We start from the raw sequence: 15,130 nt of genomic DNA, 5'->3' as shown, positions 1-15,130 counted from the left end.
GTATTAGGTACTACAGAAGTTGGCTAAATGAAGATTTATCTCTAATTGTTCAAGATGTTTTATGCCAATCCCCCATTATAACAAAGATAATCAAGAAAATTTTCAATGATTCTCAGGACTACGGCGAGGAGTAATCTTGGCAATTTGGCGAATCTACTTGACCGACTCTCAACAAAAGATGAAGAGCATCACAGAGCCTCAAGGGTTGCTCCGTGAAGGTACACAGGCGACTCGCAACTTTGCGCGATCGCATTCTGCACTTTACAAGGTAATGGGTCTAAAGCCCCGTGCTTTTAGCGCGGCTTTGTTTAACTGCGCTATACTTACCCTAAGTAAGTCAGCGTAATCATGTGGGTATTTGAAGCAAAACTTCAGGGAACAAACGGGCAGTATGAGCGGCTTAATCAAGCCATTCGTACTGCTAGGTTTGTTGGTAACAGTTGCCTCAGATACTGGATGGACAACAAGGGAATTGGGAAATACGAGTTGAGTGCTTATTGCGCTGTTCTCGCCAAAGAGTTTCCCTTCGCTTTTCAGCTCAACTCTCAAGCTAGACAAGCCTCCGCTCAAAGAGCTTGGTCTGCTATCACCCGCTTCTACAACAATTGCCAAAAAGGCAAGCCAGGAAAAAAGGGTTTTCCACGCTTCAAAAAGCACCAAACTCACGGTTCTGTTGAGTACAAAACAACGGGATGGAAGCTGTCGGAAGATAGAAGAACCATCACCTTCACCGATGGTTTCAAAGCTGGAAGCTTCAAGCTGTGGGGAACCCGTGACTTGCATTTCTATCAGTTGAGTCAAATCAAGCGGGTTCGAGTTGTTCGTCGTGCTGATGGGTACTACGTTCAGTTTTGTCTTGATGTTGAGCGGGTTGAGAAACGAGAACCAACAGGAAAAACTATCGGGTTGGACGTTGGCTTGACTCACTTTTATACCGATTCCGATGGACAGACGGTTGAGAATCCCCGACATCTGAGGAAGTCTGAAAAAGCTCTTAAGCGTCTGAATCGCCATCTCTCTAGAACCCAGAAGGGTTCTAAAAACAGAGCCAAAGCTCGAAACCGTTTGAGCAGAAAACACCTCAAGGTAAGTAGGCAGCGTCAAGATTTTGCCGTGAAGTTGGCAAGATGCGTAGTCCAGTCTAACGACTTGGTTGCTTATGAAGACTTGATGGTGCGGAACATGGTTAAGAATAGAAAGCTGTCCAAGTCGATATCGGATGCTGCATGGTCGACTTTCCGCAACTGGTTGGAATACTTCGGCAAGGTGTTTGGAGTGGTGACGGTTGCCGTTGCGCCCCACTACACCAGTCAAAATTGCTCTAACTGTGGGGAAGTCGTCAAAAAGTCTTTGAGTCAAAGAACACATCGCTGTCACCATTGTGGGTTTGTTTTAGACCGAGACTGGAATGCATCCCGGAACATTTTGGAACTAGCACTACGTACCGTGGGGCACACGGGAACGCCAGCCCTGAGCTTTGTCGAAGGGTTAAACGCCTCTGGAGACATCGACCTCTGCATTGGTGGGGAAACTCCTCAATGTAAGCCGAGTCGTGGAAAGAGGAAACCCAAAGAGTGATCTTTGGAATCCTCGTACCTAAAGGTCGAGGAGGATGTCAAAAGGTAATGGTGCAATATCAAATGCGACCCACCGATCCGGAAGAGGCGATAATCATTCTCAGAGAGCAGTCGGACTTGATGACGCTCAACCATTCAACTGATAAAAGTTACGAGGTTATGCTGGATGCACTGATGGTGGCAATTGAACATATTCGGCTGATCAATTCCCCACTAGAGGATAACTCCGAGTATTAACAACCTCCTAGGTCAAATCAATCGCTGTATTTTTGAGCGCCTAGGCTACGACATCTCCACATTCACACCCGTCTCCAGACTACTTTTATGACTCCTCCAGTCTTGTTCAACTTTATTGATACTGTAAAAACGCTTCCAGAAGATGTCTACTAACTGACGCGGTAGGAGTTTAGTCATTAAAAACAGCATAGTCTTACCACCAGTGGCAGCAACATAACGAGGGCGGGGGTGACGATCCCTCAGGGCCTGAATAATTACAGCTGCTACCTGCTCAGAACTCCACGCCAGACGAGAGGTTCGCTGTTCTATCTCTGGAATTGCTTGGTTTAAGGCGCGGTAGGGAGTTTCTCCCAAATCCGGCAAGGCAAGCTGTAGCTGTTCACTAGCAACCTGAAAAAAGTCCGTCTTCACCGGCCCTGGTTCGACAACGCTGACTTTGATGTTGAATGACTCTAATTCCATACGAAGTGTATCACTGAGGGCTTCCAAGGCAAATTTGGAGGAACTGTACAAGCCCCCAGTAGGAAAAGCCAGACGACCACCCAAAGAACTAACATTAATAATTCTGCCACCACCTTGGTGGCGCATGACCGGAATTAAAGCTTGAGTCAGCACTAGGGGACCGTGAAAATTAACCGCAAACTGTCTTTTGGCATCTTCTGGTGAAAGTAATTCTATTGGCCCCATTTGACCGTAGCCTGCGTTATTGACTAGGGCATCAACTCTACCAAAACCCTCAATAGCCGAATTTGCCAAAGCTGTTACCTGTTCTACTTGAGTAATGTCAGTAGGTACAACCAGGACTTCGGCAGCAGTTTTGAGGCAATCATTGGCTACAGTCTCTAATTTTTTCCGGTTTCGAGCAGCTAGTACTAAGCGTATGTCGGAAAACTCAGTAGCTAACCTCCGCGCTAGGGCAGCTCCAATCCCTGAGGAAGCGCCAGTAATGAGAACGACTTGTTTACTAAACATGATTGTATATCAGTCAACTTGGCGGTAGAGTCAAAAATTTCCTAAGTCACCTCAGAAGGTGAAGAGCGAGGGAGTATCGTCTCAGATTTGCGGTAGTTTTTTACTAATGCTTCCCTAAACGCTCTCTAAAGAAGGCGGGAATTACCCTCGAAGAACTTGAACTCATCCCCTATTTTAAAGAGGGTGAGCTTTATCGGCTGGAATTTTGTAAATTAAGTAATCAACAGTTTAGTAACAAATTTAGGAAACTGTAGGTATACCAGTTGCTCTCTAGCGGTGTGGTCCCATGAAAACAGCGACGCCCCCAGATAATTTAAAAGTTTTGGGTAATATTTTAGAGAAGGAGTTAGTCTCAAAACTCTCAAAGATTGCCTCTATGCAGGTTCTCTGCCAGGTTCTGAAAGGGACGTTGGTTATTGTGGTAGAGCACCCGGCAGCAGTTAAGCCAGATCCTCATCAAACCTTTAGTGTGTTGGAGCAAGCAATCCTTACCCGGTATCGCTCAGTTAGCCAGAAGGTAAAAATTTATTTGAGGGTAGCAGGGCAACAGCAGCCTTATACATCATACTCTTTTATGGTGAAGCCACCAGAGTCATCAACAGCAAGCGCTACGACTAATCTGGGAGCAACGGATGCAGACAAATTTGCTGAAATTCCTACCGCCAAGCAGAGAGAAGACAAATTGCTAGAGACTGAATCTATCCAAAACAAAGATACACAGACAACTACATCGGTTTTACCTCAACCCTGGGATTTACAGATTCCTGGCTCAGAGTCTCAAGAAAAAGAGGGCTACAACAATCAACAAGCACAGTCTTCTGAGCAATTTTTGCCTGCTGAGGAAACACCGACACCGACAAAAGCTAAGTTTAAACGTTCTCTGCTGCCTTTGATTGCGGTTGGTACTGGCTTGAGTGTATTGGTTTTTTGTTTAACCTTTTACATGCTCAGCCGTCCTTGTGTAATGGGAGCTTGTGAGGCGATTCCTGAGGCTGACGAGTTGAGTCAGCAATCAGCAACAACGCTGCGCAATCCTCAATCGGGGAAAGAGGTTTTGGCAGCCCAAGAGCAGATGATGAGAGCGATTCAGATTCTAGAATCTATTCCAGTATGGTCAAAAAATCGCGCCCAAGCTCAAGAACTCCTGAAAACTTATCGAGCCAGCTTAACCAACGTTAACGAGATGGTATTGGCCATGCAGACGGCGGCTAGAGCAGCTTATAAAGGTCAAAATCCGCCTCATCCACCTTCAAGATGGATAGAAATTCAGGGCTTTTGGCGAGAAGCAATCGCACGTCTCGAACAGCTTCCTTCAGACAGTAGCTTGCAACCGTTAGCTCAACAAAAAATCAAGGAGTATCAGAGTAAGTTAGCACAAATTAATCAGAGATTAGTCAAGGAGAGACAGTCTGATGGCAAACTCCAAGCAGCAAAGGATGCTGCTCAAATTGCTGAAGCGCGCCAAGGTGTGGCGCAGACTTTACCTCACTGGCAGTTAGTTTATGCCACTTGGCAAACGGCTTTGAAACGTCTCCGGGAAATCCCTCAAGGAACAACCGCCTACCAAGAGGCACAGCAGTTGTCGGCACTCTATCAGCCCAAGATAGCATCGGTTCGCGATCGCAAAACCCAAGAAAAAATTGCGGCTAATGCTTACAATCAGGCAATTCGTCTGGCTCAACTAGCCAAACAATCTCAGGAGCAAAACCAATGGTCAGCGACTGTCAAACACTGGCGCAATGCTTTAACTTATGCCAAACAAGTATCTAATAACACTTTTTACTACACCAAAGCACAGTCGCTAATTGATTCCTATAACAGTGATCTTAAGCAAGCGCAAAACCAACTGCAATATGCAGTCAAGGTACAACAAACCCGTGATGAGTTGAACCAGGTTTGCTCTGGGAAAATCAAGGTTTGTGACTACAACATTAGCAATAACATCATCAAAGTACAGTTAACACCCAGCTATTTAGAGATAGTGAAAAAAACGGCACTTACTGCCCAAGTCAGTGGCAACTCTGCTGCCCATGCTGGTATCGTTAATCATGTATTAACCTTAGAAGAAGCTTTGGCGGCGATTAGTAATAATTTCCAAATGCGTTTAGAAGTTTATACTCCCGATGGTGTGTTGGTTGAAATACACAGCCCAGGAAGCTAACAAGCTAGCCAGTTATCTTGCAAAAACTTTAGGAGCAGAGGAAAAGCCGATTAAGAATAATTACAAGAGTAAATTTACTAAAAGTGAGGCAAAGGAGGAAAAAAGATCAAAAAAAGAAGTGCGATTCGTCTAGTTTTTTTGTGATTGGGGACAGTTTCTAGTTTTAATAATCTCCTATAAATTAGGGAAATAGTGTATTTGAGGCTAATAAAATCTGGTCTAGGCAGCTTAAGTTAAGCACTAACAGGTAATCAATAGCAAATGCTTATATTAGCTCTACTGAGAAACTGATTTGTTTATGCAAGAAAGTGAAGCAGCTTGCCATCATCGAGAGGATTAGTATGTTTTGCCAAGTAATGCTAAAGATGAATGTATTGATTGCCGACCAGCGAGAAATTTATAGACATTGCAACGATACCCATTTAGAGATTTATAACTACTCATGCCAGGTTGCAATAAAAGGAATTACCTCTAACTACATCCCTCGTCAAAGTACTCCAGCCTATAGCCCCTTGGCGTGAATCACCTAGTGCCCAGATAAGATTACCAGCTCCCTGCTTGCTTCTTATTGCCATAAAAAAAAAGATGAGCAATTTTTATTCTTAATCTTTTCTTGGCAAAGGGATTTTAAAATCTACATAAATCTAGTCGAGTTTTAGAGAACTCTAGTTATTCGGTAGATCTTCATGAATTTTGAACAAAATCATCAGCAATGCTTGGAGAAACTAATCTGGGTTGTAGATCAGCTACAGGTTGAAGTTCCTCCCAACCACATTGCTAAAATATCCACGCTTATTGTGAAAACGATGACTGGTCCTTGGCGCTACTTTCATACAACTGAGCATATTTTTGAGGTAGGTGGCTATAGAGATGCCATCGAAGTCCTCGCCGCTTTATTTCACGATATTGTTTATGTACAAGTTGATGGGAGTGTAAATTTCAACCTCACTTATTATCTTGCTGCTTTCATTGAAGAAGATAGGGGAGAGTTATTTATTCGAGAAAAAAGTGAGTTACCAAGCGATTCTCTGTTCGAGATAGTAGCAGATGTATTTAATTTTGTTCCAAGTCAAGCGCTTTCTCCTCTAGGGGGACAGAATGAATTTTTGAGTGCAGTAGTTGCTGCCAAGGTTCTGGAACCATTTCTTAGTACAAATCTCATTTTTCAAATTGTGGCTTGTATCGAAGCTACGATTCCCTTCCGGTTAAAATCGGAATCAGGTTTAAGTCCCAGTGAGATTTTATACCAGCGCTTAAAGTCGATCAATCATCAGTTTAACCTTGAGTTGACCGAGACAGAAATTAGCCAAACGGTGAAGCGTTCTGTGAGATTAGCTAATCGGGATGTCGGTAGTTTTGCTCATCCAAGTTCCGCTGTTTTTTTAGCCAATACCTGGAGTTTGTTACCAGAAACTAATCATAATCTGTTGAAATCAGGCTCTTACACCGTGCGGGATTACCGAGTAGCCATGCAAAAGATGTCAGGCTTGATGAATTTTCTTGAACCAGAGCTAATTTTTAGGCAGTTCCAGGGAGAACCGGACGACCAAACCTATCATGGTTTAGTTGAGCAAGCAAGGAGAAATTTGCAGGTGGCAAGGCTTTACTTAGAGAGTAAGCTAGTAGCTAATGCTATCCTTGAATCGCTCTCTTTACGCTTAGGTCGAGATATTTCTCTAGCAATTATGATGGGAGAATTACCAGATTCAGGATTTTCTTTAGGTCGTTTGGGAGATTCTTTCCCTAATATTCTCAATCCTTACAAACCAAACAATGAAATTCAACAAGAAGTTTTAGATTTGTTGGAATTAGGGCGAAGTAATGGAGCAAACTATGACTTAAAAACTTCTCCTTTAACGGCATTTGTTGTTAAGTATATTGGATTTGATAGTATTTCTAAAATACAGGAACAAATGCAAGATTTTTTTCAGGGAAATATTTGTTCGGAAGATTTCTTGGCTAGTTGCAATGTCGATCTGATCAGAATTATTACCAATGAAGTTACCAAACTCTTAGAAAATCGCAAAGCAGCATTATGTCATCCTTGGCCGAATTCACATCTTAATTTTGCTAAAAGTTCAAACTCCGATTAGATTAGTAATTTCTTGGTGATCAGAATTTGCCACCAGTTAGCCGAGTCTTACCAATTAGCAACTTGCCAAAGTTTGACCCGAAACATAGGTAACCTTACCCTAAAAAGGTTAAGAATAAACAATCATTTTTTTAAAATTTGTTAAAAAATAGTTCAAAATATTTTTCAAAACTATACTTAGTAGTAATCAATTAAAATCAATCTATGCTAAGAACAGAATATCGCGATTAAAGTCAATCAAAAAAACTTATCTCCTCTTATTTTTACTGTACTTTTCAAATTAAGCAGCTAGAATCAGAGGTAGATTTTTCAGGTACGCAGCATCAACAAGAGTGCTTATAGTCGTCGGCGATCTAGAGAATACCTCTAGTAGTTAACGCTGAGTAATCGTAGCCGCCAATAAATAGTTAATTGTGCCTGTTCAAATACCAGATGGGCTTACCCTTGATTCCAATCTGGCAGATCTCCCTAGCCACGACTTTCAAGTTAGCTTAACAACTTCGGGCAACGTTGTAGCGCAAGCATTTCAGAAACATCCAGAATTACCTGGAGTGATCCTCACAGCTAATTATCAAGTTGTGGGGATGATCTCTAGAACTAAATTCTTAGAGTGGCTTAGTCGTCCCTATGGATTAGAGATTTTCCTGAGACGCCCGATACAATCCCTGTGGAGAATGATTGCCCTGGCGGAAAAAATTCCGGATGCAAAAACCTTTTTCGCGAAATACCTAGTATTAAGTGCAACTTGCTCTATCGACAAGGCAGTAGAACTAGCCCTTCAGCGTCCAGTATCTGTAGCCTATGAGCCAATAGTAATTGAATGGAGAGATGGACAGCGACGATTGGTTGATATGCAGGTTTTGCTCTTAGCTCAATCTCAGCTATTTGCTACAGCGAAAAAAGCTGCTGATGCTGCTAACACAGCTAAGAGTGAATTCCTAGCCAATATGAGTCATGAACTGCGCACTCCCCTCAATGCCATCCTTGGCTTTACCCAAGTGATTACTCGTGACTCTAAACTGTCGAGGGAACAAAAACAAAATCTAGAAATCATTACCCATTCTAGTGAGTATCTGCTGGAATTGATCAACGACATTCTGCAAATGTCCAAAATCGAGGCAGGTAGGAGTACTGTAAAAAACAGTGACTTTGACCTGTACCGCTTACTGGAAAACCTTCAAGAGATGCTGCAACTAAAAGCCTTATCTAAGGGCTTACAGTTAATTTTTGAATGCGATGCAAATCTTCCTCAATACATGCACGCTGATGAGGGGAAATTACGTGAAATTTTGACCAATATTCTAAGCAACGGGATTAAATTTACCCAAGAGGGCAGTGTGATTCTGCGGGTGAAAGTAGAACCCAAAAAACCAAAAGATGTCTCTATTGCCAATACTCCCTACCCAATCACTCATCGCCTTTATTTTGAAGTAGAAGATACTGGTCCCGGCATTGCTTGTGAGGAAATTCACAAGTTATTTACCGCCTTTGGACAAACACAAACTGGTCAAAACTCGCAGCAAGGAACAGGTTTAGGTTTAGCAATCAGCAAAAAATTTGTGCAGCTGATGGAAGGAGACATTAGGGTCAGTAGTGTCCTAGGACAAGGAACCAAGTTTACCTTTAATATCCCAATTACTATTGCTGAAACTACAAAAAGTCAGATAAAAAAAGAAAGTCGCCAAGTAATTGAGTTAGCACCTGACCAACCGGAATATCGCATCTTAGCAGTTGATGATAGTCCAGATAATCGTCTCCTACTGACCAAATTATTGACATCTGTGGGCTTCTGTGTTGCCAGTGCTGAAAACGGTCAACAAGCCGTAGAACTTTGGTCAAATTACTCACCGCACCTCATATTCATGGATATGCGGATGCCTGTCATGGATGGCTACGAAGCCACCAGGCGCATCAAAGCGCATCCCCAAGGTCAAGCAACGGTAATAATTGCTCTGACGGCTAGTGCTTTTGAAGAAAACCGCTCAACAGTCTTGTCAGCAGGTTGTGATGATTTCCTACGCAAACCTTTCCGACAAGAAGAACTCTGGGAAAAAATAGCTCAACATTTAGGAGTGCGCTACCTCTACGAAAATTTAGTAGTTGAGGACAAAAACTACTTAAGCGATGCTGGGTCAATTGAAGTTGCTCAATCCCTCAATGCTCATTTATCCGGAATGCCCAGGGAATGGGTGAAAGAAGTAAATGAAGCAGCGCTAAAATGCCTCGACCATAAAATCCTGCGGCTGTGCGAGCAAATCCCTGAGGTTCATGCCCCTTTAGCGAACGCCTTAAGGAATTGGGCCAATAACTTTCTTTTTGATCAAGTCATAGAGCTAATTCGACAAGCTCAGATTACAGCATGAACGTCAATCAAGCTGACGCCCCTAAAAGAAACATTCTCATCGTTGATGATACGCCCAATAACCTGCGCCTCTTATCGGCAATTCTCACCAAACGGGGGTACGAAGTCGGTAAGGCACTTGATGGAAAAATTGCCCTGAGAGCTGCCAAAACTGCACCACCGGATCTGATTTTGCTTGACATCAAGATGCCGGAAATGAATGGCTACCAAGTCTGCGAGCGTTTAAAAGCAGATGACAAAACTAGAGAAATTCCCGTAATTTTTATCAGTGCTCTCGATGATGTACTCGATAAAGTCAAAGCTTTTAGATCCGGTGGCGTGGACTATATCACTAAGCCGTTTCAAGGGGAAGAAGTACTCGCGCGTGTCCAGATTCACCTCAATCTCCAGGCGTTGCAAAATGCACTGCGCCGAGAACAGAAAAATTCCGAGCGCTTATTGCTCAATATTTTGCCCCAGGCAATTGTTGAAGAGTTAAAACAAAAATCAAGCGCTACACCTACACAATTTGAGGAAGCAACATTTTTGTTTGCCGATATTGCTGAATTTACTCCTCAGTCTAGCTTGATGCCTCCGGTGGCAGTAGTTAGTTTGCTCAATCAAGTATTCTCTGCTTTTGACCAGTTGGCTCAGCACCACGGCGTCGAAAAAATTAGAACCATTGGCGACTCTTATTTTGTGGCAGGAGGACTGCCAGTAGTACGCACGGATCATGCTCAAGCTATTGCTGAGATGGCACTGGATATGCAGCAAGTAATCACTCGGTTCCACTGGCCAACCGGAGAACCCCTCCGCCTCCGCATCGGTATCAATACTGGTGGTCCAGTGGTAGCAGCCGTGATTGGCATCAAGAAATTTGCCTACGATGTTTGGGGAGATACCGTGAATCTTGCCTCTCGGATGGAGTCTCAGGGAGAAGCAGGTAGAATTCAAGTAACAGAGGCTACCTATAAGCGCTTGCAAGATCAGTATCAGTTTGAGAAAAGAGGCGCGCTCCTGGTCAAGGGTAGGGGGGCAATGATTACTTATTGGCTCATTGGTAGAAAGTCCTCAAGTTTTGAGATTACATTCGGCTAATTACTTTCTGGAGCAAGTTTTTGCTTGACCATCTCCTGAACTTCCTCTCGTTGCTTAAGGTAGCCGCAGTTGGGCCTGAGCATTGAAAAATTGGCGTGTCAGTCCTTGAGTAACCAGCAGCGTGGTGACCAGGTTAGTAAAGGCAAGTATAAACATAATCAGTATCTGATAGGAAGCGGCATTGAGAGGATCAATACCACTGAGCAGTTGACCTGTGAAAATTCCCGGTAAGGTGACCATCCCAACTACCGTCATCGAGTTGATGGTGGGAATCAATCCGGTGCGGATGGCATCTTGACGGTATCTTGCCACCGCCTGTTGTGGTGTTGCTCCCAAGCTGAGATGGGTTTCAATTTCCAGACGGCTGTTGCTAATTGTATTGACAAGGCGCTCGCCAGCGATCGCGGCTCCATTCATCGCCTGTCCCAGCACAATACTCGCTAAAGGAACTAGATACTGTGGATCGTACCAGGTTTCTGGTTGAATAATCAGTAAGAGTGTATAACTCAAAGTCAAAGCTGCACTGAAAAAAATCGAACCGAACACCACAAGAAAAAGCCGGGGAATTTTTTTGCCGATGCGATTGCGGGCCGTGATTGTGGTGATCAGTAGCATGATCAGAACAACACTCAGAACAGCTATGGGGTTGTTTAATTGATAAATTACAGCTAGTACCGAGCCGACAACTAGTAGCTGCAAGAGGGTTCTTCCTGTCGCGATCGCTATTGGAATCTCTAATTTCAATCTCAGAGTACTCGACAAACCAATGGCGAGTGCGATCATCCCCAATGCCCAAAGCAAATCCGTCTGCTCAAGTTCAATTAAAGAATCCACCTTTCCTCCTTGGGGTCAAAGTTAACAAAATTCGGGATACCCTCTGGTGTACTGGCAAGGCTAGAAAGCAGGATTCAGGAAGATTGTTGTTTGCCAATCGGTGAAGGTAACTACTAATATTTCTGTCTTGATCTGCTTTATCCCCTCTAAATTTTTCAGCTAATAACTTTCCAGTAAAGCGGTATTGATCACGCTCTACTTTCTGAGAATGGTGCAAGCTTAGAGTGCAGTGAGCAGGTCATGTTGTATCTATTGAAACTCTTGTGGTGCAATTTGCTTAGCTGGCAATTAGTTAATACCTCTGGTTAACCTGCTCGACATTTTACCCATAGCTTTATCATTGATTTAACAAATTAGCGGAATTCCCTACCCGTTCTTACAGTGGGGATGGATAGCGCGTCAATTCATCGGCTTAATGCCGCGCAGATTGACGAATAATTGAGCCAAAACTCAATTGCAGCTGAGGAGTGGGCTTTTTTGCTTGCTTAATTTATGTAGAAATTATAGGTGTGAACGAGTGAAAAAAATTCCCCCTTTTGACCTGACGCGGCAGTACCAAACTATTGGTAAACAGATCAGTGATGCTGCACAGGAGGTTCTGGCATCAGGAGGTTATATCGGTGGTTCCCTAGTAGAAAGCTTTGAGCAACAGTTTGCTGCTTATATGGGCGTCTCAGAGTGCTTAAGCTGCAATTCTGGCACTGATGCCCTTTATCTGGCGCTACGGGCTTTACAAATCGGAGCTGGAGATGAGGTGATTACCACACCTTTAACTTTTATTGCCACCACTGAAATGATCGCTGCAGTTGGTGCCAAACCAGTTTTTGTCGATATTGATGCCCAAAGCTTCAATCTTGATCTCGCCCAGATTGCTACAGCCATTACCGACAAAACGAAAGCAATCATACCAGTTCATCTGTTTGGGCAACCGATGGACATGACTGCTCTGATGAAGATAGCACAAGCACACAATATTCTTGTGATTGAAGACTGTGCCCAGGCCACTGGTGCCGAATGGGCGGCACAAAAGGTGGGGAGCATCGGACATATTGGCTGTTTTAGCTTCTATCCCACCAAGAATCTGGGAGCTTGTGGCGATGGTGGTGCAGTAGTTACCAATGATCGAAGTTTAGCAGAGCCTATCCGGATGCTGCGAGACCACGGCAGACGCTCTGGTTATTATCATCAACTAACAGGTATCAATAGCCGTTTGGATGCTCTACAAGCCGCCATTCTCCAAATTAAGTTGTCTTATCTGGAGCAATGGAATGATGCCCGTCGCCAGATTGCTGCCAATTATTACCAGCTACTGCAGCCAGTACCAGGGATAGTGATTCCTCAGGAAACTGATGGTGGACGTTCTGTCTGGAATCAGTACACAATTCGTTTAACTAAAGACGGTCGTACTAGCAGCTATCGGGATCAAATACGCTCTAAGCTACAACAAATGGGTATTGGTTCGATGGTCTATTACCCACTACCTTTGCATTTGCAGCCAGTATACCAAGATTTAGGCTACCAAGCTGGTCAGCTACCAGTCTGCGAGCAAGTCTGCCATCAAGTATTATCTCTGCCAATGTTCCCAGAACTTTCCTTCCAGGAACAGCAGCAGGTGGTTTATCAGTTGAAGGATTGTTTGGTCGGTTAAGAGTTGCAGGTTGAAGATTACAATCTACTAACCTTCAACCTGCTAACCAGCTAAACTTTAACCGTTCAACGTTTTGATCTTTGACCCTTCAAGAGCTTCTACCAGGCTACGGATGACGGCAATCATCGCCAGTTGATTATCTAACTGATTGATGGCTGAACCAATACCAACACCCTGGGCACCAGCAGCAATTGCCATGGGTACGGTTACATTAGATAAACCGGAAGCACAGAGTACTGGCACTGACACAGCACGAGAAATTTCATAAGCTGCGGCTAAGGTAGGTGCGGCTTTTTCCATTAAACCTAGTGTCCCGGCTGAACGCGGCTGGCTACTGGTTCCACCTTCAGTTTGGATAATGTCTGCGCCTGCTTTTACCAATTCTTCTGCTAGTTGCGCCTGCTGATCAAGGGTTAGGATGTGAGGGACAGTGACAGACAGGGTGACATTAGGTAGAAGCGATCGCGTTTTTTTGGTAATTGCCAACACCTCTGGGGCCTCAAACCGTCTCCCTTGAGCATAAAAGCTATCGAAGTTACCAATTTCGATAAGATCGGCGCCAGCCTGAGTGGCGATAACTAACTGATCTGGTTCCACCGCTGAAACACAAATTGGTAGATTAGTTAGCTCCTTGGCTAACTTTACCAAATCTGGGTCGGCGGCGATATCTACGAAAGTAGCACCACCTCTGTCAGCCGCCTTAACTATGGCAGCCACATTTGTGGCGTCAAAGTTATTCAAACCGCTGATTACCTTGAGGGCTCGGTTCTGGTCGAATGCTTTCTTTAGTGTAGGATGCATAAGTTGTGGAGCCTCTTATCTCTTGAAAAACTATTTTTCCCTGATTACTTCTAAATTAAGAAGTTGGTCGAAAGGGAAGTTATTTGCCTAGACTAAAAGCATACCGGAGATTTAGTCTCTTCTCGTCCTCGAAAATTCATGAATTTTCCCGGAAACCTTTATTCGTTTCGCCCTGAGGTTTTGCAAAATACTCAGCTAGGTCAGTTGTGTGGCCAAGAACAGCTATTTCGCGACCGCTACCAAGTGTTGCGGATGATTGGTCGAGGCGGTTTTGGCCTCACTTTTCTTGCCAGGGATGTGTCTTTGCCTGGTAACCCCTTGTGCGTAATTAAGCAGTTGTGTCCCAAAGTCAATGATCCCCCGGCTTTAGAAAAGGCTAGGGTGCGCTTCAAGCGAGAAGCGGAAACACTCGTCAAGCTAGGCAATCACTCTCAGATCCCCATGCTGCTAGATTATTTTGTCGCTGACGGGGAATTTTACCTAGTGCAGGAATATGTAAACGGCAGTACTCTGGCAAGACTAGTAAGGCGTTATGGCTGTGTATCGGAAACGGCAGTTAAAAGCTTCTTACGAGAAATGTTGCCTTTGTTGCAGTATGTTCACGAAAATCAGGTAATTCATCGGGATATTAAGCCCCAGAATATTATTCGTTGTCAAGATGATGGGAGACTGGTTCTGATTGATTTTGGCGCAGTTAAGGAAGTGATTACCCCTGCAGGGGATAGCAGTGGTAAGATGCCAACTACTCACTTCATTGGTACTGTAGGTTTCGCACCGCCGGAACAATTTTACCTGCGACCAGTGTTTGGCAGTGATCTTTATTCACTGGGTGTTACTTGTCTTTATTTGCTAACAGGAAAAGCGCCGTTAGAATTTAAGAGCGACCTCAAAAATGGCGAGTTACGCTGGCAAGATACAGCTAACGTTAGTGAATCCTTAGCAAAGATTTTGGGGAAAATGCTCAAAGTTTCTTTGCAAGAACGCTATCAGTCTGCTCAGGCAATCTTGCGAGCTTTAGAGAGCGAACTGCATCAAGATAATCTGGCCGAGTGTCTGTGTGTACGACATCAGCCGGACTTTTACGAGGCAGCCAGTAAAAACAAAAGTAAACCTGGTAGCCATCGTTCTCCTGCGGCACAAACTGCAGTTGCCATTAGAGACTGGAAAAACCGGAGGCAAGAAAAACAGCGGCTGCGTCGCCGTTCAAAAATTTCTAACCTACTCAATAAGTCTGGCAATTCATCCTGAAATTGCCACTAAAATTTGGTTAATTGAGAACAACTTAGTCAGGAATGCCTAGATTTCTCTGACAAGAAAAAATCTCAAAGAGCTAGGGAATTTTTGATGAATTTTCCTGGGATACTGGCGT

Annotated in this window: 12 protein-coding genes; 9 read left to right on the top strand and 3 right to left on the bottom strand. The window is 43.9% G+C overall.

Going from position 1 to position 15,130, the window contains the following annotated elements; genetic code table 11:
• Positions 1 to 136 precede the first annotated feature (136 nt).
• The 3 genes from ACT7WV_RS06030 to ACT7WV_RS06020 are packed head-to-tail and all read left to right on the top strand — an operon-like array spanning position 137 to position 1,814.
• The gene (locus ACT7WV_RS06030) at positions 137 to 346 is read left to right on the top strand and encodes a hypothetical protein (protein ID WP_445102035.1); all 210 of its coding nucleotides are present in this window, start codon (positions 137 to 139) and stop codon (positions 344 to 346) included.
• Positions 347 to 348: 2 nt separating this feature from the next.
• Positions 349 to 1,578 (top strand): RNA-guided endonuclease InsQ/TnpB family protein, encoded by a 1,230-nt coding sequence (locus tag ACT7WV_RS06025; protein WP_445101566.1) that lies wholly within the window; start codon positions 349 to 351, stop codon positions 1,576 to 1,578.
• Positions 1,575 to 1,814, top strand: a complete 240-nt coding sequence (locus ACT7WV_RS06020; protein ID WP_445102034.1) for a hypothetical protein — start codon at positions 1,575 to 1,577, stop codon at positions 1,812 to 1,814. The genes ACT7WV_RS06025 and ACT7WV_RS06020 overlap by 4 nt, the downstream gene beginning before the upstream one ends.
• Before the next feature lie 45 nt (positions 1,815 to 1,859).
• Here ACT7WV_RS06020 and ACT7WV_RS06015 read toward each other — a convergent pair whose 3' ends face one another.
• A complete protein-coding gene (locus ACT7WV_RS06015) occupies positions 1,860 to 2,786 on the bottom strand; it encodes an SDR family NAD(P)-dependent oxidoreductase (RefSeq protein ID WP_445102033.1) in 927 nt (308 codons plus the stop codon).
• Positions 2,787 to 3,072: 286 nt separating this feature from the next.
• Here ACT7WV_RS06015 and ACT7WV_RS06010 point away from each other — a divergent pair, with 286 nt between their 5' ends.
• The 4 genes from ACT7WV_RS06010 (at position 3,073) to ACT7WV_RS05995 (ending at position 10,478) form a co-directional block, all read left to right on the top strand.
• Positions 3,073 to 4,947, top strand: coding sequence for a hypothetical protein (locus ACT7WV_RS06010; protein WP_445102032.1), 1,875 nt, complete (start codon positions 3,073 to 3,075; stop codon positions 4,945 to 4,947).
• Between the two features lie 686 nt (positions 4,948 to 5,633).
• Complete coding sequence (locus tag ACT7WV_RS06005) at positions 5,634 to 7,040, top strand: hypothetical protein (RefSeq protein WP_445102031.1); 1,407 nt, start codon at positions 5,634 to 5,636, stop codon at positions 7,038 to 7,040.
• A 412-nt stretch (positions 7,041 to 7,452) separates the two neighbouring features.
• Complete coding sequence (locus ACT7WV_RS06000) at positions 7,453 to 9,402, top strand: response regulator (protein ID WP_445102030.1); 1,950 nt, start codon at positions 7,453 to 7,455, stop codon at positions 9,400 to 9,402.
• Entirely contained in the window at positions 9,399 to 10,478 is a 1,080-nt protein-coding gene (locus ACT7WV_RS05995) for an adenylate/guanylate cyclase domain-containing protein (RefSeq protein WP_445102029.1), read from the top strand. Before ACT7WV_RS06000 ends, ACT7WV_RS05995 begins: the two co-directional genes overlap by 4 nt.
• 54 nt (positions 10,479 to 10,532) lie before the next feature.
• On the opposite strand, the gene ACT7WV_RS05990 is transcribed toward ACT7WV_RS05995, so the two are convergent.
• Positions 10,533 to 11,312 carry an ABC transporter permease gene (locus ACT7WV_RS05990; RefSeq protein WP_445102028.1) on the bottom strand — a complete coding sequence of 260 codons (780 nt, stop codon included), beginning with the start codon at positions 11,310 to 11,312 and terminating at the stop codon, positions 10,533 to 10,535.
• 517 nt (positions 11,313 to 11,829) lie between these two features.
• On the opposite strand from ACT7WV_RS05990, the gene ACT7WV_RS05985 reads away from it, so the two are divergent.
• Positions 11,830 to 12,960, top strand: a complete 1,131-nt coding sequence (locus ACT7WV_RS05985) for a DegT/DnrJ/EryC1/StrS family aminotransferase (protein ID WP_445102027.1) — start codon at positions 11,830 to 11,832, stop codon at positions 12,958 to 12,960.
• Between the two features lie 57 nt (positions 12,961 to 13,017).
• On the opposite strand, the gene ACT7WV_RS05980 is transcribed toward ACT7WV_RS05985, so the two are convergent.
• Positions 13,018 to 13,761, bottom strand: coding sequence for a DUF561 domain-containing protein (locus ACT7WV_RS05980; protein ID WP_445102026.1), 744 nt, complete (start codon positions 13,759 to 13,761; stop codon positions 13,018 to 13,020).
• 138 nt (positions 13,762 to 13,899) lie between these two features.
• On the opposite strand from ACT7WV_RS05980, the gene ACT7WV_RS05975 reads away from it, so the two are divergent.
• Positions 13,900 to 15,009, top strand: a complete 1,110-nt coding sequence (locus ACT7WV_RS05975; RefSeq protein ID WP_445102025.1) for a protein kinase domain-containing protein — start codon at positions 13,900 to 13,902, stop codon at positions 15,007 to 15,009.
• Positions 15,010 to 15,130 lie beyond the last annotated feature (121 nt).

The organism is Symploca atlantica LB2515, from assembly GCF_052546295.1.
This window is presented reverse-complemented; position numbering and strand designations above follow the sequence as displayed.

What these genes read in the sequence shown, in the direction of transcription:
- ACT7WV_RS05995 (WP_445102029.1), top strand. Translation starts at nt 9,399, where the DNA reads ATGAACGTCAATCAAGCTGACGCCCCTAAAAGAAACATTCTCATCGTT.
- ACT7WV_RS05980 (WP_445102026.1), bottom strand. Translation starts at nt 13,761, where the DNA reads ATGCATCCTACACTAAAGAAAGCATTCGACCAGAACCGAGCCCTCAAG.
- ACT7WV_RS06010 (WP_445102032.1), top strand. Translation starts at nt 3,073, where the DNA reads ATGAAAACAGCGACGCCCCCAGATAATTTAAAAGTTTTGGGTAATATT.
- ACT7WV_RS06015 (WP_445102033.1), bottom strand. Translation starts at nt 2,786, where the DNA reads ATGTTTAGTAAACAAGTCGTTCTCATTACTGGCGCTTCCTCAGGGATT.
- ACT7WV_RS06025 (WP_445101566.1), top strand. Translation starts at nt 349, where the DNA reads ATGTGGGTATTTGAAGCAAAACTTCAGGGAACAAACGGGCAGTATGAG.
- ACT7WV_RS05975 (WP_445102025.1), top strand. Translation starts at nt 13,900, where the DNA reads ATGAATTTTCCCGGAAACCTTTATTCGTTTCGCCCTGAGGTTTTGCAA.
- ACT7WV_RS06005 (WP_445102031.1), top strand. Translation starts at nt 5,634, where the DNA reads ATGAATTTTGAACAAAATCATCAGCAATGCTTGGAGAAACTAATCTGG.